General features: G+C 69.1%; 14 protein-coding genes. 6 read left to right on the forward strand and 8 right to left on the reverse strand.

The annotated features are described in order from the left end of the window. Positions 1–34: 34 nt before the first annotated feature. A complete protein-coding gene (locus tag AP428_RS24325) occupies positions 35–913 on the forward strand; it encodes an aldo/keto reductase family oxidoreductase (RefSeq protein WP_011694599.1) in 879 nt (292 codons plus the stop codon). A 56-nt stretch (positions 914–969) separates the two neighbouring features. Here AP428_RS24325 and AP428_RS24330 read toward each other — a convergent pair whose 3' ends face one another. Continuing rightward, the gene (locus AP428_RS24330) at positions 970–2,172 is read right to left on the reverse strand and encodes an MFS transporter (protein ID WP_011694598.1); all 1,203 of its coding nucleotides are present in this window, start codon (positions 2,170–2,172) and stop codon (positions 970–972) included. 71 nt (positions 2,173–2,243) lie between these two features. Between AP428_RS24330 and AP428_RS24335 the strand changes: the two genes are divergently transcribed. Further along, positions 2,244–3,293 carry an AraC family transcriptional regulator gene (locus AP428_RS24335; RefSeq protein WP_011694597.1) on the forward strand — a complete coding sequence of 350 codons (1,050 nt, stop codon included), beginning with the start codon at positions 2,244–2,246 and terminating at the stop codon, positions 3,291–3,293. Positions 3,294–3,336: 43 nt separating this feature from the next. Here AP428_RS24335 and AP428_RS37255 read toward each other — a convergent pair whose 3' ends face one another. After that, positions 3,337–3,501: a hypothetical protein gene (locus AP428_RS37255; protein WP_011694596.1), complete on the reverse strand. Its 165-nt coding sequence runs from the start codon at positions 3,499–3,501 to the stop codon at positions 3,337–3,339. A gap of 69 nt (positions 3,502–3,570) precedes the next feature. Next, a complete protein-coding gene (locus AP428_RS24340) occupies positions 3,571–5,487 on the reverse strand; it encodes a DUF3857 and transglutaminase domain-containing protein (protein WP_011694595.1) in 1,917 nt (638 codons plus the stop codon). A 77-nt stretch (positions 5,488–5,564) separates the two neighbouring features. Here AP428_RS24340 and AP428_RS24345 point away from each other — a divergent pair, with 77 nt between their 5' ends. Beyond that, positions 5,565–5,837 carry a hypothetical protein gene (locus AP428_RS24345; protein ID WP_011694594.1) on the forward strand — a complete coding sequence of 91 codons (273 nt, stop codon included), beginning with the start codon at positions 5,565–5,567 and terminating at the stop codon, positions 5,835–5,837. 358 nt (positions 5,838–6,195) lie between these two features. Then, positions 6,196–7,059, forward strand: a complete 864-nt coding sequence (locus AP428_RS24350; protein ID WP_006479738.1) for a crotonase/enoyl-CoA hydratase family protein — start codon at positions 6,196–6,198, stop codon at positions 7,057–7,059. Positions 7,060–7,107: 48 nt separating this feature from the next. Here the strand turns inward: AP428_RS24350 and pdeR are convergent, their stop codons facing one another. The 4 genes from pdeR to AP428_RS24370 form a co-directional block, all read right to left on the reverse strand. After that, complete coding sequence (gene pdeR / locus AP428_RS24355; RefSeq protein ID WP_011694593.1) at positions 7,108–9,111, reverse strand: cyclic di-GMP phosphodiesterase; 2,004 nt, start codon at positions 9,109–9,111, stop codon at positions 7,108–7,110. A 570-nt stretch (positions 9,112–9,681) separates the two neighbouring features. Then, the gene (locus tag AP428_RS24360; protein WP_011694591.1) at positions 9,682–13,320 is read right to left on the reverse strand and encodes a hydantoinase B/oxoprolinase family protein; all 3,639 of its coding nucleotides are present in this window, start codon (positions 13,318–13,320) and stop codon (positions 9,682–9,684) included. A 127-nt stretch (positions 13,321–13,447) separates the two neighbouring features. Continuing rightward, positions 13,448–14,746, reverse strand: coding sequence for an MFS transporter (locus AP428_RS24365; RefSeq protein ID WP_006479741.1), 1,299 nt, complete (start codon positions 14,744–14,746; stop codon positions 13,448–13,450). Between the two features lie 86 nt (positions 14,747–14,832). Next, on the reverse strand, positions 14,833–15,606 hold the full coding sequence (locus AP428_RS24370; RefSeq protein WP_011694590.1) for a putative hydro-lyase: 774 nt from the start codon (positions 15,604–15,606) through the stop codon (positions 14,833–14,835). A gap of 206 nt (positions 15,607–15,812) precedes the next feature. Here AP428_RS24370 and AP428_RS24375 point away from each other — a divergent pair, with 206 nt between their 5' ends. Further along, a complete protein-coding gene (locus AP428_RS24375; protein WP_011694589.1) occupies positions 15,813–16,745 on the forward strand; it encodes a LysR family transcriptional regulator in 933 nt (310 codons plus the stop codon). 155 nt (positions 16,746–16,900) lie between these two features. Next, positions 16,901–17,827 carry a hypothetical protein gene (locus AP428_RS36850; protein ID WP_054928393.1) on the forward strand — a complete coding sequence of 309 codons (927 nt, stop codon included), beginning with the start codon at positions 16,901–16,903 and terminating at the stop codon, positions 17,825–17,827. Between the two features lie 14 nt (positions 17,828–17,841). Here AP428_RS36850 and AP428_RS24385 read toward each other — a convergent pair whose 3' ends face one another. Then, positions 17,842–18,168, reverse strand: coding sequence for an antibiotic biosynthesis monooxygenase (locus AP428_RS24385; RefSeq protein WP_011694587.1), 327 nt, complete (start codon positions 18,166–18,168; stop codon positions 17,842–17,844). Between the last annotated feature and the right edge of the window lie 13 nt (positions 18,169–18,181).

The raw sequence follows: 18,181 nt of genomic DNA on the forward strand, positions 1-18,181 counted from the left end.
TGAACGCATTCATCTCTTCGACAGGAGTACGGTCATGCCCGATATTCGCCACACCGCCACCTTCAGGCTCGGCGATCGCCACGTCAGACGGATCGGCTACGGCGCGATGCAGCTCGCAGGCCCCGGTGTATTCGGCCCGCCGAAAGATCGCGAAGCCGCATTGAACGTGTTGCGCGAAGCCGTCGAATCCGGCGTCGACCATCTCGACACCAGCGACTTCTACGGCCCGCACGTCACGAACCAGTTGATTCGTGACGCATTGCATCCGTATCGCGACGATCTCGTGATCGTCACCAAGATCGGCGCGCGACGCGGCGACGACGCATCATGGCTGCCCGCGTTCGCGCCCGACGAGCTCGAACGGGCCGTGCACGACAACCTGCGCAACCTGGGGCTCGACGTGCTCGACGTCGTCAACCTGCGCATCATGTTCGATACGCACGGGCCGGCCGAAGGATCGATCGAGGCGCCGCTGGCCACGCTCGCGGAACTGCAGCGGCGCGGGCTCGTGCGGCACATCGGCCTGAGCAACGTCACGCCCGCGCAGGTCGCGCAAGGCCGGCGGATCTGCGACATCGTCTGCGTGCAGAACCACTACAACATCGCGCATCGCGGCGACGATGCGCTGATCGACACGCTGGCCCGTGACGGCATCGCCTACGTGCCGTACTTTCCGCTCGGCGGCTTCTCGCCGCTGCAGTCGTCGACGCTGTCCGGCGTCGCGGCCCGCCTCGGCGCAACGCCGATGCAGGTCGCGCTGGCGTGGCTGCTGCACCGCGCGCCGAATCTCCTGCTGATTCCCGGCACGTCGTCGGCCGCGCATCTGCGCGAGAATCTCGCGGCCGCCGACCTCGATCTGCCGGCCGACGCGCTCGCGGCACTCGACCGCATCGCGGGCGCCGGCGCCGCCTGACGCGCGGACGATCGCCTGGCGGCCCGTGCCACGCGGGCTGCGGGCCGCCGAGCCGGTCAGGACGCGACCACGCCGACCCGCTTCGGCACGCCGGTCACGATCGTCGCGACCGCCACCGCCAGCACGATCGCCGCGCCGACGAACACGCCTGCCGCGCCGTTCGCGTCGAACACGACGCCGCCGGCGGCCGCGCCCGTCGCGATCGCGAGCTGGATCGCCGCGACGATCAGCCCGCCCGCGCTCTCGGCCTCGTCGGGCACGGTGCGCGTGACCCATGTCGACCACGCGACCGGCACGCCGCCGAACGCCATCCCCCACAACGCGACCAGCACCGCGTCGATCATCGGCGCGCGGCCGAGCACGACGAGCGCGATGCCGAGCACGACCATCAGCGCGGGCATGCCGATCAGCATCGGCCTCAGCCGGTGTTCGAGCACGCGGCCCGCGAGCGACGTGCCGACGAAGTTCGCGATGCCGTAGCCGAGCAGGATCGCCGACAGCCCGTTCACGCCGACGCCCGCCACCTGTTCGAGGAACGGCCGCAGATACGTGAAGAACGCGAAATGGCCGGTGAACACGAGGATCGTCGCGAACATTCCGAGGCCGACGGTCGGCCGGCGCAGCACGTCGATCAGCGTGCGCAGCCGCGTCGTGCCGCTCGGCGGCATCGACGGGAGCGTGACGATCTGCGACACGAACGCGATGCCGCCGATCACGGCCGCGATCAGGAACACGTTGCGCCAGCCGATCAGGTGACCGAAGTAGCTGCCCATCGGCGCGGACGCGATGGTCGCGACCGCCACGCCGCTGAAGATGATCGACAGCGCGCGCGGCACCATCGCCGTCGGCACGAGCCGCATCGCGGTGGCGGTCGCCATCGTCCAGAAGCCGCCGAGCGCGATGCCGAGCACGACGCGGCCGAACAGCAGCATGGCCAGGTTCGGCGCGAACGCCACGGTGAGGTTCGATACGACGAGCAGCACCGAGAACACGAGCAGCACGCGCCGCCGATCGATCGTGCGCGTGAGCGCCGAAATCAGCAGGCTCGTGACGAGCGCGACCGTGGCGGTGGCCGTGACGGCCTGTCCGGCCACGCCCTCGGTCACGCCGAGGCTGTCGGCCATCGGCGTCAACAGGCTCGCCGGCAGGAATTCGGCCGTGACGAGCCCGAACACGCCGAGCGTCATCGCGAAGACCGCGCCCCAGGCCGGTTCGCGGGGGGCCGCCGTCGAGGCGGCCGAGGAGATTCCGGGATTCATGCGGGGGTTCCGTGTCGGTTAGGGAAAGTACTGATAAAGGCGTATCGTAAGGAACAGCGACAGGACGGTCTATGACATACAATCCGTTCTTGTTGATCGAACGTCCGTATCTCGATATGTCCGAGCCCCTTCTGCCCCCGATTCCCGATGTGCACGACCTCGTCAGCGAGTTGCTGCTGGGGATGCGGCTGAGCGGCGTCCAGTACCGCCGCATCCAGGTCGCGCGGCCGTTCGGACTGAGTTTCGGCCACGGGACGGGCCGCGCGCAGTTCCATTTCATCGTGCGCGGACCCGTGCTGCTGCGCGACGCGACGGGCGAGACGATGCGGCTCGAGGCCGGCGACGCGATCCTGTTGCCGCACGGCGGCATGCACGCGCTGGTGTCCGATCCGGATGTGCCGTGCCGCGAGATCGACGGCTTCGAGGTCGCGAAGATCTGCGATACGGTCGCGTCGGTGGCGTCGGCCGGCGTGTCGCCTACGAGCTGCGCGACGAAGGAACCCGGCGCCGGCGATGCGTTGATCTTCAGCGCCTGCATGGAACTCGACCTCGGCGGCATGCAGCCGCTGGTCGGCACGATGCCCGCGTTCATGCACGTGGGCACGCTGCTCGCGCGCTACCCGGAAATCCGCCCGATGCTCGATGCGATGGAGCGCGAGGCGTGCACGGCGCGCGCGGGCTTCGCGGGCATCCTCGCGCGGCTCGCGGACGTGGTCGCGGCGTTCATCGTGCGCGGCTGGGTCGAGTGCGGGTGCGGCGATGCGACCGGCTGGGTGCAGGCGCTGCGCGAGCCGAAGCTCGGCCGCGCGATCGTCGCACTGCATCGCGACCCGGGCCGCAACTGGAGCGTCGCGGAGCTCGCGACCGAGGCAGGCGTGTCGCGCTCGGTGTTCGCCGAACGCTTCCTCGCGGCCACCGGGATGACGCCCGTGCGCTACCTCACCGAGCTGCGGATGCGGCTCGCCGCGCAATGGATCGCCCGCGACCGCGAGACGATCGAAGCGGTCGCGTACCGGCTGGGCTACGGTTCGCTCGCGGCGTTCAGTCGTGCGTTCAAGCGCGTGGTCGGCAAGCCGCCGGGCGCCGTGCGTGCGGACGGCGACGTGCCCGCCGAAGCGTAACGCGCGGCGCGCAGGGCTGGCGGCGGTGCCGGCCCGCAGGCCGTCACTTCAATGCATCGAGCCGGTCGATCAGCGCCGTCGCGCACTGCACGGCGAGCGCCGCGCACTGCTCCACGTCGACGGCCGCGCCGGTCGCGACCGTGCCCTGCACGATCCGGCCCAGCAATTCCTTCGAGAGTTCGGCGATCTCGTGATCCCGTTCCGTCATGATGTCCCTCCTGCGCGTCGGCGATTGCGGTGATTCGCCCGTCCGGAGCGAATGCCGTGCCCGCGCCGCTCAACGCTGCTTCGCCCGCACGACGATCTGCGCCTGCGTGTCGCGCTCGATGCGCTCGAGCGACGCGCGCAGCGCCGCGAATTCGTCCGGCGTGCAGACCTGCCGCCCGAAATCCGCGTTCATCCGCCGCGTGACCTGCACGACGCGCGCGGCCGCATCGAACACGTAATGCGACGTGAAATCGACGAAGCGGTCGTGCACGGCCGTATCGGCCGGCAGGTCGGTCACGACCACGCCCGTCGGCAGCGCGATCTGGCCGGTCTCGTCGAATGCGCCGCCGATGCAGCCCCACGGCTGCGTGCGCACCGGCTCGGCCAGCCAGGTTTCGACCTGGGTCGCGATACCGCCCGTGACGCTCGACAGCGCGGGCAACGCGGTCGTGCCGTCCGGCCAGACGAAATGATCGAGCGTGCCGGTCACGGTCACGTCGAACGGCCCGTCCGTCGCGCGCCGGTCGCTGGTCGACAGTTGCGCGCGGCCGCGCAGGCCGCTTTGCCGCAGGCGCTCGGTCGCGAGTTGCGCGATGCGCTCGCGTGACGCGCGGCGAAACAGGTTGCGTTCGAGTTCGGCCGTCCAGCCGTCGTCCTCGACATAAGCCTGAACACGCGCGGCGCCCGGCTGCGCGGCATCGATCGAGATCCGCGCGGTGCGGGCGCGCGGCTGCGTGGCCGGCGTGCGCGACAGCACGCCCGTATCGACCAGCAGCGCCGGGCGATCCATCACGATCGGCGGCAGGTAGCCGAACGCGATGCCGGCCGTCGTCGTATCCGCGTAGAGCGCGAGATCGGGCAGCCACGTGATCGCGTGATTGATCGCGCCGGCGCCGTAGCCGGGCACCGACGGCAGCGTGTACACGGCGCCGAGATTGATCAGCACCGGTTCGCTGCGAATGCCGACCGCCGCGAGCAACGCGCCGAACAGCGCGACATGATCCTTGCAGTCGCCGTAGCGGTTGCGCAGGATGTCGGTCACGCGATGCGGCGCGGCGGCCGTCTCGCCGAGAAACAACCCGACGTAACGCACGTTCGCCTGCACCCAGTCGTACAGGATGCGCGCCTTGTCGCGCGGATCGGCGGCATTCGCCGTGAGCGCACGCGCCAGCTGCACGACGGCCGCATCGTTCGCGCTCGGGTCAACGGCCGCGTTGCGGTAGCGCGCGGCGAACGCCGCGTAGTCGGGCAGCGTCGACACGACGAGCCGGTCGCCGTAGGTCGGATAGCCGACCGAGCCGCTCTCGATGCGATCGTACGCGCCGTGCCGGTAGTCGAATTCGTAGCGCGTGCGGCCGTTCGCCGTGACGGGCGGCAGCGCGACGTAGCCGCGCGCGTCCGCGTACAGCGGCATGTCGGCCGGCACGTCGAAGATCAGCCGCTGGCTGTCGACCGGCTCGCGAGACGGCTCGACGGTGTAGCCGAAGTAGCCGCGATTGACCGGCTTCGTGCGGGTCTTGCGGAACGCGACGCGGGTGCTTGACCCGGCTTCGACGCCGGGGAACACGACGGTGCGCAGCAGGCCGTCCTGGAACGTCGGCGCGCCGGCCGAGCGCGGCTCCTGCACGTCGCGAATGCCGTCCGCGCCGACCGGATGCGCGACGCCGTCGCGGTCGATCGTCTCGGCCGCGAGCAGCTCCACCTTCTCGAGATGCTTGTCGAACCATACGTAGCGCTGCGCAACGGCATCGATGCCGTTCGCGTCGTTCGCGCGCAGCGTCGAATCGTCGTGCTCGTCGAGCGAACCGTCGTGCTGGATCACGAATTCGTGGACGTCGCTGACGAGCGTGACGGGCGCCATATCGGCCGCGTCGCGAGCGTCTGGCGTGTCGTGTGAGTCGCGCGTATCGGCCACGGCCCTACCCGCGCCGAGCGCCACGGCGCACACGAGCAGGCAGCCGGTCCATCGGGAATGAAAACGCACCACGTCGAAGCTCTCCGCGCGTTCGTTACCGGACGTCAGCGCCGCGCGCCGGAGCGGAAGTCGTACCGCATGACGCGCGCATGACAGGCCGCTCGCGCGCACCCGCACGCGTGGCCGTCGTGCGGCCCAGTGTGGGCGACGGGCTGGCGAGCGTCAAGCCGCGCCAGCGGGAAGGACACCTCACGCCGATCGGCGACGCTTTCGAAACCGGTGACCGCGTGATGGCGTTCGCGTGGCTGCGCGTGATCCTGTCAGGCACGCTGCCGACGGTGCTGCATCTCGAACGGCGGCATCCGAAACCGATCGACGCCGAGCGGCCATGCGCGCCGCGCATTCCCTCTCGCTCACGGTGAGGTGAGGTGAACCGCCCGCACGCCGGCCCGACCCGCAACAGCGGATCGGCGTCCTAGCGTCGCTTTCAGCGCGTAAGCGGCGGCAACGCAGGCTGCGTCACCGCCGGTGCGCCCGCTCCACTCGAGTCCCCTCCCCACCCACCGACCTCAGCCCCTCGTCCCTCCGTCCGTCGTCACCCGTCCTTTCGCCCGAACGCAAGCCGCACCGGTGTCCCGGTCGTGCGTTGTTCCCCGCAATTCGACATTTGTGCGCGCGCAACAATGGCGATGCCTCGCGCCAGGCGCCAGACGGGCAACCCGATGCCCGCCTGGCGCCTGGCGCGGCGGTCTTTAAAACCACATCTCACGAGGACATACCATGCAACTCCAATCCCATCCGGCTTGCCGTCCGTTTTACGAAGCCGGCGAACTCTCCCAACTGACGGCCTTCTACGAAGAAGGCCGTAACGTCATGTGGATGATGCTGCGATCGGAGCCGCGACCGTGCTTCAACCAACAACTCGTCACCGACATCATCCATCTCGCGCGCGTCGCACGCGACTCGGGCCTCAAGTTCGACTTCTGGGTGACGGGCTCGCTCGTCCCCGAGCTGTTCAACGTCGGCGGGGACCTGAGCTTCTTCGTCGACGCGATCCGCAGCGGCCGGCGCGACCAGTTGATGGCGTACGCGCGCTCGTGCATCGACGGCGTGTACGAGATCTACACGGGCTTCGGCACCGGCGCGATCTCGATCGCGATGGTCGAGGGCAGCGCGCTCGGCGGCGGCTTCGAGGCCGCGCTCGCGCATCACTACGTGCTCGCGCAGAAGGGCGTGAAACTCGGCTTCCCCGAGATCGCGTTCAATCTGTTCCCGGGCATGGGCGGCTATTCGCTGGTCGCACGCAAGGCGAACCGCGGCCTCGCGGAATCGCTGATCGCGACCGGCGAAGCGCATGCGGCCGAATGGTACGAAGATCAGGGGCTGATCGACGAGACGTTCGACGCCGGTGACGCGTATCTGGCGACGCGCACCTTCATCGACGTGACGAAGCCCAAGCTGAACGGCATCCGGGCGATGCTGCGCGCCCGCGAACGCGTGTTCCAGCTGTCGCGCTCGGAGCTGATGGACATCACGGAAGCGTGGGTGCATGCGGCGTTCACGATCGAGCCGAAGGATCTCGCGTACATGGAACGCCTGGTGATGCTGCAGAACCGGCGCGTGTCGAAGCTGCGCACGGTGTAATGCGACGGGCGCCGCCGGGGCCGGCGGCGCCTTTTTCCGGAACGATGCTCAGGCGATCAGCCTGAGCTTTCTCGTCTCCGCGAGCCACGCCTCGAACGCCTGCGCCGGCATCGGCCGCGCGTAGTAGTAGCCCTGCGCGTGATCGACGTCGAGCTGCTTGAGGAATTCGGCTTCCGCATGCGTTTCGACGCCTTCCGCGACCACCGCGAAATTCAGCGCCTTCGCGAGCGACACGACCGAGCGCACCAGCGCCTGCGAGCGCGGATTGCGGTCGATCGCCGTGATGAAGGTGCGGTCGAGCTTGATCGCGTCGAGCGGCAGGCGCGACAACTGCGACAGCGACGAATAGCCGGTGCCGAAATCGTCGAGATGGATCTCCGCGCCGAGCTGGCGGAACTGCCGCATCAGCCCGTTGGCCGCCTCCTCGTCCTCGATGAAGCAGCTCTCGGTCAGCTCGATGTCGAGCAGGCCGGGCTTCAGCCCCGCGCCGTCGAGAATCGACGCGAACTGGTGCACGATGTTCATGTCCTGCAACTGCCGCGCGGACAGGTTCACCGCGATCCGGACGCCGAGCCCCTTCGCCTTCCACGCGGCCGCCTGCGCGGCCGCGGTGCGCATCACCCAGCGCCCGAGCGGCGCGATCAGCCCCGACTCTTCCGCGAAGCGGATGAACTCGACCGGCGCGACGAGCCCGCGATCGGGCGACTGCCAGCGGATCAGCGCCTCGACGGCATGCACGTCGCCCGTCGCGATGTCGACGACCGGCTGGTAGTGCAGCACGAACTGCTCTTCCTCGAGCGCCTTGCGCAGGTTCGTGTCGAGCCACATGTACTTCGCGACCTTCTGGTTCATCTCCAGCGAGAACACGCGATACGTATGCTTGCCCTCTTCCTTCGCGACGTACATCGCGGTGTCGGCGCTGCGGATCAGCGTCTCGAGCGAATCGCCGTGCTGCGGATGCATCGCGATGCCGATCGAACAGCTCGTGTAGACCTCCATCAGTCCGAGATGGATCGGCGTGCGCAGCCGTTCGAGGATGATCTGCGCGGTCGCTTCGAGCAGCGGCCGCGTGGCGTGTTCGAACAGCACGAGGAATTCGTCGCCGCCGAGCCGCGCGAGCGTCGCGCCGGACGGCAGGCAGCCGCTGATGATCGCCGACACGTCCTGCAGCAGCCGGTCGCCGGTGATGTGCCCGTAGTGATCGTTGACGCGCTTGAAGTTGTCGAGATCGAGGAACAGGATGCCGACGTGGCCGCGCGTATTGGCGTCTTCCTCCGCGATCGCCGCGTGGATGCGCTCGCTGATCGCATGGCGGTTCGGCAGCCCGGTGAGCACGTCGGTGTTCGCGAGCTCGGTGAGCCGCTGCTGCGCGTTGCGCTCCTCGGTGATGTCGATGCCCGAGCAGATCAGGTACTGCTCGTCGACGCCGCTGCCGCTCTGCACGAACTTGTTGCGGAACTGGAACAGGCGCGGCCCGTTGACCGTGTTGATGTAGCGCTCGACCGCGAACGACTGGTTGCTCGCGAAGAAGCCCGTGATGTTGCTGCGCGACTGCGCGCCCTGCTCGGGGCTCATGAACAGCTCGAACGCGCTGCGGCCGATCACGTCGACCTCGCGCTTGCCCGTCACTTCCTCGCACAGGCGGTTGAAGCGCTGCACCATCCCGTTGCGGTCGAGGATCACGACGAGTGAATTCACTTCGGACACGACCTGCTCGGCGAACGCGAGCCCGTGCGCCAGGTCACCGGCGACGGACTCGGTATCGCAATAGGCGGACGCCGTGCCGGCCCAGTCGACCGTATTGACCTTCCTGCCGACGAGATGGAGGCTGACCGGGTTGCCGAACAGCACGATGTCGAGCACGAGGTGCGACGTGACGCCGGTCAGCGCGCGGATGCGCGCGGCCTGCTCGACCGTCAGCGCGACCGCGACGTTGGTCAGGCCGCGGACCGCGGCCAGTTCGAGCGCATTGCTGTCGCTGCCGAGACGCCAGCAGGGGCTGCGCGTACCGACATGCGCCTCGAGCACCGCGCTATCGTTTTCGTCATCCATGGACACGCCCCGATCCAGAAAAAAACGCATAGTGTAGACGGAGGCGAGTGGGCCGACCGCCTTCCCGGGCCACGCAGTGCGCGTGCCCGGCAGGGCTGCCGTGATTGCCGTGACGGCGGGCCTCGTCCCGTTACTTGTTTCCAGCTGATGCGACCGGCGTTCGCGCGTGATGCGCAGGTTCCACCTTACGAATGATGAGAGCCATCTTATCAAATGACGATGAGGATTGGCACTCACATTTAGAGCAGAGTGTCAAGGAATCGGGACTCGATTGGCAAGCCGGATTTTTCATGATTGGCAGCGGCGAATGCGCAGGTGACGCGGCGCGCATCCGGGGCGGCCAGACGGCCCGGAAGCCCTGCCGGGCGGGCGTTTACGACCGATCCACGGATAAGGGGCCGGATACTCGAACGCGTCGCCGCGGCGGGGTCGAATTGCGGATCGCGCGCCGGTTTTTTGTCATTTTTGATTCCATTCGCGCGTGAATGCCGGGCTTTATTCCACAGTTCGTTGCAATATCCTCTGCCCGCCCCGGCGCGGGGCATCCGCGCCGGGAGCCGGATGCGCGGCTCAGTCCGCCGCGCCGTAGCCGCCGCCGCCCGGCGTTTCGACGACGAACACGTCACCGGGCGCCATCTGTGCGCGGCCGATATGGTCGAGCACCTCGACCGTGCCGTCCGCCCGCTCGATCGTGTTGCGGCCGAGCGCGCCGGCCGCGCCGCCCGCCGCGCCGAACGGCGCGTGAATCCGGTTGTTCGACAGGATCGACGCCGTCATCGGCTCGAGGAAGCGGACCCGCCGCACCGCGCCGTCGCCGCCGCGCCAGCGCCCGCCGCCGCCCGAGCCGGCGCGGATCACGTGCGAATCGAGCCGCACCGGGTAGCGCCATTCGAGCACCTCCGGATCGGTGAGCCGCGAGTTCGTCATGTGCGTCTGCACCGCGCCGACGCCCGCGAAGCCGTCGCCCGCGCCGCTGCCGCCGGCGATCGTCTCGTAGTACTGGTATTGATCGTTACCGAATGTGAAGTTGTTCATCGTTCCCTGGCTCGACGCGACGCAGCCAAGCGCGCCGTACAGCGCGTTGGTGATCGCCGACGACGTCTCGACGTTGCCCGACACGACGGCCGCCGGGTACTCGGGATTCAGCATCGAGCGGGCCGGCACGATCACGGTCAGCGGCTTCAGGCAGCCGGCGTTCAGCGGGATGTCGTCGCCGACCAGCGTGCGGAACACGTACAGCACCGCCGCCATGCAGACGGCCTTCGGCGCGTTGAAGTTGTTGTCGAGCTGCGCGGACGTGCCGGTGAAATCGATCTCCGCGCGGCGGGCCGCGCGATCCACGCGGATCGCGACGCGAATCTCCGCGCCGTTGTCGAGCGGATAGCGGTACGCGCCATCCTGCAGTGCACCGATCACGCGCCGCACGGCTTCTTCCGCGTTGTCCTGCACGTGCCCCATGAACGCGAGCACGACGTCGCGGCCGAACTGCGCGACCATCCGGCGCAGCTCGTCGACGCCCTTCTGGTTCGCGGCGACCTGCGCGCGCAGGTCGGCCATGTTCTGCTCGACGTTGCGCGCCGGGTAGCGGCCCGATGCGAGCAGCGCGCGCGTGTCGGCGTCGCGCAGCACGCCGGCCGACACGAGCTGCCAGTTGTCGATCAGCACGCCTTCCTCGTCGATGTGCGTCGAGTCGGGCGGCATCGAGCCCGGCGTCGTGCCGCCGATGTCCGCGTGGTGGCCGCGCGAGCCGACGTAGAACAGCGGCGCGTCCGAGCCGTCCGCGAACACCGGCGTGATGACGGTCACGTCCGGCAGATGCGTGCCGCCGTGGTACGGATCGTTCAGCATGAACACGTCGCCGTCGCGCATGCGGCCGCGGTTGCGCTCGATCACCGTGCGGATGCTCTCGCCCATCGAGCCGAGGTGCACGGGCATGTGCGGCGCGTTCGCGATCAGGTTGCCGTCACCGTCGAAGATCGCGCACGAGAAGTCGAGCCGCTCCTTGATGTTCACCGAGTACGCGGTGTTCTGCAGCCGCAGCCCCATCTGCTCGGCGATCGACATGAACAGGTTGTTGAAGATCTCGAGCCGCACCGGGTCGGCATCGGTGCCGAGCGAGCGGCGCGTCGGCAGCGGCGTCGTGCGCGTCAGCACGAGGTTGCCCTGGGCGGTCATCGCGGCGCGCCAGCCGGGCTCGACGACGGTCGTGCCGTTCTGCTCCGCGACGATCGCCGGGCCGTCGATCGTGTCGCCGGCGCGCAGCGTGTCGCGCACGACCAGCGCCGCATCGTGCCACTGGCCGCCGGAATAAAAGCGCACGGCCGCGTGCGCTTGCGGCGCCGCGCCCGCCTCGCGCGGCGCGAGCGGCGCGATGTCGACCGGCGCGTCCGAGCGGCCGATCGCCTCGACCGACGCGAGTTCGGCCACCAGCGGCGTGCCCGGCATCAGGAACGCGTAGCGCTGCCGGTACGCGGCCTCGAACGCCTGCTGCATCGCGGCGACGCTGCCGGCCGGCACGTCGAGCGCCGAATCGGTGCCCTGGTAGCGCAGGTGCACGCGCCGCTCGGTCGCGATCCGCTCCGGCGGCACGCCCTGTTCGAGCAGCGCGCCGATGGCCTCGTCGGCGAGCCGGTCGAGCGCCGCGTTCAGCGCCGGCAGCGATGCGTCGGACAACACGGCTTCCACCGCGCGCTCGCGCATCGCGGTCTGGTCGGCCAGCCCCATCCCGTACGCGGACAGCACGCCCGCGAGCGGATGCGCGAACACCTGCGTCATCCCGAGCGCATCGGCCACGCCGCACGCGTGCTGGCCGCCCGCGCCGCCGAACGTCGTCAGCACGTAGCGCGACACGTCGTGGCCGCGCTGCACGGAAATCTTCTTGATCGCGTTCGCCATGCTGCCGATCGCGATCTCCAGGAACCCTTCGGCGAGCGCCTCGGGCGTCTCGCGCCGGCCGGTCGCCGCGTGGATCTCGTCGGCGAGCGCCGCGAACTTCGCGACCACGCCGTCGCGGTCGAGCGGCTGGTCCGCATGCGGGCCGAACACGCGCGGGAAATGATCGGGCTGGATCTTGCCGAGCATCACGTTGCAGTCGGTCACCGTCAGCGGGCCGCCGCGCCGGTACGCGGCCGGCCCCGGGTTCGCGCCGGCCGATTCGGGCCCGACGCGCAGCCGCGCGCCGTCGAAGCCGAGCACCGAGCCGCCGCCGGCCGCGACCGTGTGGATGCTCATCATCGGCGCGCGCATCCGCACGCCGGCCACCTGCGTCTCGAACTCGCGCTCGAATTCGCCGTTGTAGTGCGACACGTCGGTCGACGTGCCGCCCATGTCGAAGCCGATCACCTGGCCGAAGCCGGCCGCGCGCGCCGCACGCACCATCCCGACGATGCCGCCGGCCGGGCCTGACAGGATCGCGTCCTTGCCCTGGAACGCATCGGCGCGCGTGAGGCCGCCGCTGCTCTGCATGAACTGCAGGTTCACGCCCGGCATCTCGTGCGCGACCTGCTCGACGTAGCGGCGCAGGATCGGCGACAGGTACGCGTCGACCACGGTCGTATCGCCGCGCGACACCATCTTCATCAGCGGCGACACCTCGTGCGACACCGATACCTGCGTGAAGCCGATGCGGCGTGCGAGTTCCGCCAGCATCCGTTCGTGCGCGGTGTAGCGGTAGCCGTGGATCAGCACGATCGCGAGCGCACGCACCCCGCTGTCGAACACGCGGCGCAACGACGCTTCGGCACCCTGAACGTCGAGCGGCACGACCACGTCGCCATGCGCGCCGACGCGCTCGTCGATCTCGACGACCGTCTCGTACAGCGCGTCGGGCAGCACGATGTCGAGATCGAACAGGCGCGGCCGGTTCTGGTAAGCGATGCGCAGCACGTCGCGAAAACCGCGCGTCGTGGCCAGCGCGGTACGTTCGCCCTTGCGTTCGAGCAACGCGTTGGTCGCGACCGTCGTGCCCATCTTCACCATGTCGACCTGCGCGGGCGTGATCGGCTCGTCGGCCGCGAGACCGAGCAGGTGGCGAATGCCGGCCACGGCCGCGTCGCGGTACTGCTCGGGGTTCTCCGACAGCAGCTTGTGCGTGACGAGCGTGCCGTCGGGCCGCCGCGCGACGATGTCGGTGAACGTGCCGCCGCGGTCGATCCAGAATTGCCAGCGCGCGGTGTCGGAGGGAACGGGAGAAAGGTGTCGGTCAGTCATGATGTCGGTCGATGCGTCGTTGATTCGAGGACGAGCGCCGCCGCACGGCGCGCGTCGCGCGCCGTGTCACGGTGTCGATGAAAGGGGAAGAAACACGCGGGGCCGGCGGCCCCGCCGCTGCCGCCGGTCAGGCGGCGTCGAGTTCGCGGCCGCGGGTCTCGGGCAGCGTCAGCGCGGCGACGATCACCACGCCGTAGGCGGCGACCGCGAAGATGCCGATGCTCGTGCCGAGCCCGTATTGCTTCGACAGCGCGCCGATCAGGAACGGGAACAGCGCACCGATCGCGCGGCCCACGTTGTAGCAGAAGCCCTGGCCGGAACCGCGCACGCGGGTCGGGAACAGCTCGGTGAGGAACGCGCCCATCCCCGAGAAGATGCCCGATGCGAAGAAGCCGAGCGGGAAGCCGAGCCACAGCATCGACGCGTTGGTCAGGTTCAGCGACGTGTACGCGAACGCGATCACCATCGAGCCGACCGCGAACAGGATGAAGTTCGGCTTGCGGCCGAGGCGGTCGGTCAGGTACGCGCTCGTCAGGTAGCCGACCCACGAGCCGAAGATGATCATCGCGAGATAGCCGCCGGTGCCCATCACCGTCAGGTGCCGCTCGGTCTTCAGGAAGGTCGGCAGCCACGTCGTGATCGCGTAGTAGCCGCCCTGCGCGCCGGTCGTCAGCAGCGCCGCGCGCAGCGTCGTCGTGATCAGCTTCGGCGCGAAGATCTCGGTGAGGCGCGGCGCATCGGCCACTTTCGCCTGCGCGGCCTTCTCCTTCTCGTAGACGTCCGGCTCCTTCACGTAGCGGCGGATCGCGACGACCAGCAGCGCGGGCGCGAGCCCGACCAGGAACAGCGCGCGCCACGCCTGCTCGGCCGGCAGCACCGAGAACAGCAGCGCATACAGCAGCGCGCACAGCCCCCAGCCGATCGCCCAGCCCGACTGCACGAGGCCGACCGCCCTGCCGCGGTCGCGCGCGCGGATCACTTCGCCGATCAGCACCGCGCCGGCCGTCCATTCGCCGCCGAAGCCGAAGCCCATCAGCGCGCGCGCCGCGACCAGCTGGTGGTAGTTCTGCGCGAGCCCGCACAGCGCGGTGAACACCGCGAACCACAGCACCGTGAGCTGCAGCGTGCGCACGCGGCCGATCCGGTCGGACAGGATGCCGGCGATCCAGCCGCCGAGCGCCGACGCGAGCAGCGTGATCGTGCCGATGAAGCCCGCGTCGGCGAGCGAGATGCCCCAGGTCGCGACGAGCGTCGGGATCACGAACGACAGCATCTGTGTGTCCATCCCGTCGAGCATGTAGCCGACCTTGCAGCTCCAGAACGCGCGGCGCTCGCGCGGCTGCGCATCCGCGTACCACGAGAACAGGCCGGTGCGCTCGCGGCTCGCGGGCTCGGCGGCGGGCGCCGCGAGGGTCTTGCTTTCCATGGTGGTACTCCTGTCGTTATGCGCCGATCCAATGGCGTGGGGTGCGGTGTGTCGTCTGTACGTCGCTTACGGGTGGGCCGGCCGGGTCAGAACACGGCCAGCGAGGCATTCGTGATGTCGGTCATCAGCATGTGGCCGGGCGTATGCGCGATCGCGATCGGCAGCTTCGCGTCCATCAGCGCGGTTTGCGGCGTCACGCCGCATGCCCAGAACACCGGCAGCTCGCCGTCGCGGATCGTCACCGCGTCGCCGAATTCGGGCGCGTTCAGATCCTCGATGCCGAGCGCCCGCGGATCGCCGATATGGATCGGCGCGCCGTGCACGCCCGGGAACCGGCTCGTGATCTGCACCGCGCGGATCGCGTCGGCGCCGCGCAGCGGCCGCATCGACACGACCAGCTGGCCGCCGAAGATGCCCGCGCGGCGGTTCGCGATCGACGTGCGGTACATCGGCACGTTGCAACCCTCCTCGACGTGGCGCAGCCCGATCCCTTCGCGGGCGAGCATGTCCTCGAACGAGAACGAGCAGCCGATCGCAAATACGACGAAATCGTCGCGCCACAGCGCGTCGAGCGACTCGACGCGCTCGGTCAGGCGGCCGTCCCGATAGACGTTGTAGCTCGGCACGTCGGTGCGGATGTCGAGATCGTCGCCGAGCGCGTCGATCCGGAACGCGCCCGGTTCGCCGACGCCCAGCAGCGGGCAGGCCTTCGGGTTCGCCTGGCAGAAGCGCAGGAAATCGTGCGCGTACGCGTCGGGCAGGATCGCCAGGTTCGCCTGGGCAAACGGGCCGCAATGGCCGGCGGTCGGGCCGCGGAACGCGCCGCGGCGCACGGATTGACGGAATTCGGAAGGCGTCATGAGAGTCGGTCGCAGATCGGGATGGCGTGGCGATGACGGTGATGTGTCATCGGATAGGGCGAAGAATAGAAAGGAAAAAATTTTGTCGCCAACGAGTTTTTTTGCGCCTGTTGTATAGAATTTCTTAACGGACCTGCGGGTTTTCCCCGGTCCCGTTCACTTTTCGTCGCCGGCAAGCTGCGCATCCACTGCCTCGCCCGACTGCCATGAACACGCGTTTTCTCGAAACTTTCGTCACGCTCGCGAAGCTGCGCAACTTCCGCACGACCGCGGCGGCGCTGCACGCGACGCCGGCCGCGATCTCGCAGCGCCTGAAGGCGCTCGAGGACGAACTGCATACGGTACTCGTCGATCGCGACAGTCGCGAATTCCGGCTCACGCCGAACGGCGAATACCTGCTCGGCTATGCGAAAGCCGTGGTCGAGGCAACGCAGGAACTGCAGGCCGCCGCGTCCGGCGAGAGTGCGCTGCGCGGCAAGCTGCGGCTCGGCGTGATCGAGACGGTCGTGCACAGCTGGCTGCCGCACTACATGCGGCGGCTCGCGGCCGACTATCCTGAGCTCGAGATCGACCTGACCGTCGACGTCAGCGTCGTGCTGCAGCGCCGGCTGATGGCCGGCGAGCTCGACCTGATCATCCGTGTGGAAGGCAGCGACGAGGCGTCGGTCGTGTGCGACGCGCTCGCGAACTACCCGGTGCGCTGGATCGCGCGCGCCGGCCTGCTGCCGAATACCCGCGCGGGCGTCGCGCGGCAGGTGTTGCGCCAGCCGATCCTCACCTACGGCCGCGGCACCGCGCCCCATCGCGCGCTGGAGGACATCGTCCGCACGCTCGCGCATGCGCACGGCGTGCCGCTGTCGGAGACGCGCATCACCGGTTCGCCATCGATCTCGGTGATCGTGCAACTGGTGCGTGACGGTTTCGGCGTCGCCGCGATTCCGGTGCTGTTCGTCGATGCGCTGATCGAAAGCGGCGAAGTCGTCGAGCTGCCGCTGCAGCCGTCGCCGCCGTCGATCGTCGTGTCGATGTCGCGGCGGGCGGACGCGCCGCGGTTCGTGCACGGCGCATCGATCGCGGCGCGCGCGGCATGTCACGAGTATTGCGAGAAGAGCACGCGGTTGCTGGTCGAAGCGCTTTGACCTTGCAGCGGCGGACGACGCCCGTTCGACATCGCCGCATGAATCGCCCACAATCGCGTTCGACGCGTCGCCGCATCGGCGCCGCGCACCGTGAATGACGGCCCGGCCGCCCGGCATTCGTCGCTTCGCATGATCGTGCACCACGAGAAGGCAACATGCAGATTCGTTCCGCTTCGCCCCGCCTGAACCTCGCACGCGTCGTGATCGTCGCGCTGTATGTCGCGTCGCTGCTGCTGCCCGTCGCAGCCGAACCGCCGAACGCGGCCGGCGCGGTGAGCTGGTGGCATGGCTACACCGTGCTCGTGCTCGGCCCGCTCGCGATCCTCGACCTGCAATTCGCATGGCTCGGCAACCCGCTGCTCGTCGTCGCGCTGCTCAGGCCGAGCCGTACCGTATCCGCGCTGCTGGCCGTGGTCGTGGTCTTCGCGCTCGGGTGGCATACGATCCCGACCGACGCGAACTACGAAACGATCCGTACGTTCGGGGCCGGGTACTACTTATGGATGGCGGTGATGGTGGGCGCCGCCGCGCTGCCGTGGATCGATGGGCGCGGTTCGCAGGATGACGGTGCGCCGAGCCTCGGCGTCGGTACCGCGGCTGGGGCCGTGCCGACCGGCACCGGCACCGGCACCGGCACCGGCACCGGCACCGGCACCGGCGCAGTCACCGGCAGCCCGGCCCGACCGCATGCCGCGCCGTCATCGCCCCGACCGCCTGCCCGGCAAAGCGGCTGGACCGTGACGGCAACCGATACGCGCATCGAAGCGACCGACGGGACCGGGGCGATGCGCGGCATCGCGCTGTCCGACCTCGGCGCGATCGTGATCGAGACCAACGACCAGGGGCCGTTCGCGTCGGATATCTGGTGGATTCTGTTCGATACGAACAAGCAGTTCGCGTGTGCCTTTCCGCAGGATGCCGAAGGCGCGAAGGCGGCGGTCGACCGGCTGCTCGACCTGCCCGGCATCGATCACCGCAAGGTCATCGACGCGCAGACGTCGATCCAGAACGCGACGTTCCCGATCTGGGCCCGCGCGGCGGGAGAACCTGCCACGCCGGGAGAAACCGGCGCGACCGCCTGACCGACCGGCAACCGTTACGCGGATGGCCCCGCATGCGGCGGCGTCAGCTTGCCGTCGCCATACTCGCGAAGCACCTGCGAAATCACGACGCGATACCCGTCCAGCCAGCGCGCCTGCTTCGCCTTGGCCTCGAGATGCGCGGGATGCTGCATCAACTGCCGCAGCGCCGCCTCGGATTCCCAGTAGTAGACGTTCTGAATCAGGCCAGCTTCCGCGTTCTCCCACGTTTCCTCGCCGAGATAACCGGGCGTCGCGCGCGCCATGTCGGCGATCTGCCGGTCGAGCCGGTGGAATTCGTCGTCGTACTGCCCGGCACGAAAAATGAAGGTCGATGCGTACATGCCTGCTCGCTCT

The sequence above is a fragment of the Burkholderia sp. E168m22 genome, assembly GCF_001319805.1.
Lineage (GTDB): Bacteria > Pseudomonadota > Gammaproteobacteria > Burkholderiales > Burkholderiaceae > Burkholderia > Burkholderia orbicola.

Bases quoted from the DNA above. Each gene is read 5' to 3' on its own strand.
- AP428_RS24325 (WP_011694599.1), top strand. From the start codon at position 35: ATGCCCGATATTCGCCACACCGCCACCTTCAGGCTCGGCGATCGCCAC.
- AP428_RS24330 (WP_011694598.1), bottom strand. From the start codon at position 2,172: ATGAATCCCGGAATCTCCTCGGCCGCCTCGACGGCGGCCCCCCGCGAA.
- AP428_RS24335 (WP_011694597.1), top strand. From the start codon at position 2,244: ATGACATACAATCCGTTCTTGTTGATCGAACGTCCGTATCTCGATATG.
- AP428_RS37255 (WP_011694596.1), bottom strand. From the start codon at position 3,501: ATGACGGAACGGGATCACGAGATCGCCGAACTCTCGAAGGAATTGCTG.
- AP428_RS24345 (WP_011694594.1), top strand. From the start codon at position 5,565: ATGACAGGCCGCTCGCGCGCACCCGCACGCGTGGCCGTCGTGCGGCCC.
- AP428_RS24350 (WP_006479738.1), top strand. From the start codon at position 6,196: ATGCAACTCCAATCCCATCCGGCTTGCCGTCCGTTTTACGAAGCCGGC.
- pdeR (WP_011694593.1), bottom strand. From the start codon at position 9,111: ATGGATGACGAAAACGATAGCGCGGTGCTCGAGGCGCATGTCGGTACG.
- AP428_RS24360 (WP_011694591.1), bottom strand. From the start codon at position 13,320: ATGACTGACCGACACCTTTCTCCCGTTCCCTCCGACACCGCGCGCTGG.
- AP428_RS24365 (WP_006479741.1), bottom strand. From the start codon at position 14,746: ATGGAAAGCAAGACCCTCGCGGCGCCCGCCGCCGAGCCCGCGAGCCGC.
- AP428_RS24370 (WP_011694590.1), bottom strand. From the start codon at position 15,606: ATGACGCCTTCCGAATTCCGTCAATCCGTGCGCCGCGGCGCGTTCCGC.
- AP428_RS24375 (WP_011694589.1), top strand. From the start codon at position 15,813: ATGAACACGCGTTTTCTCGAAACTTTCGTCACGCTCGCGAAGCTGCGC.
- AP428_RS36850 (WP_054928393.1), top strand. From the start codon at position 16,901: ATGCAGATTCGTTCCGCTTCGCCCCGCCTGAACCTCGCACGCGTCGTG.
- AP428_RS24385 (WP_011694587.1), bottom strand. From the start codon at position 18,168: ATGTACGCATCGACCTTCATTTTTCGTGCCGGGCAGTACGACGACGAA.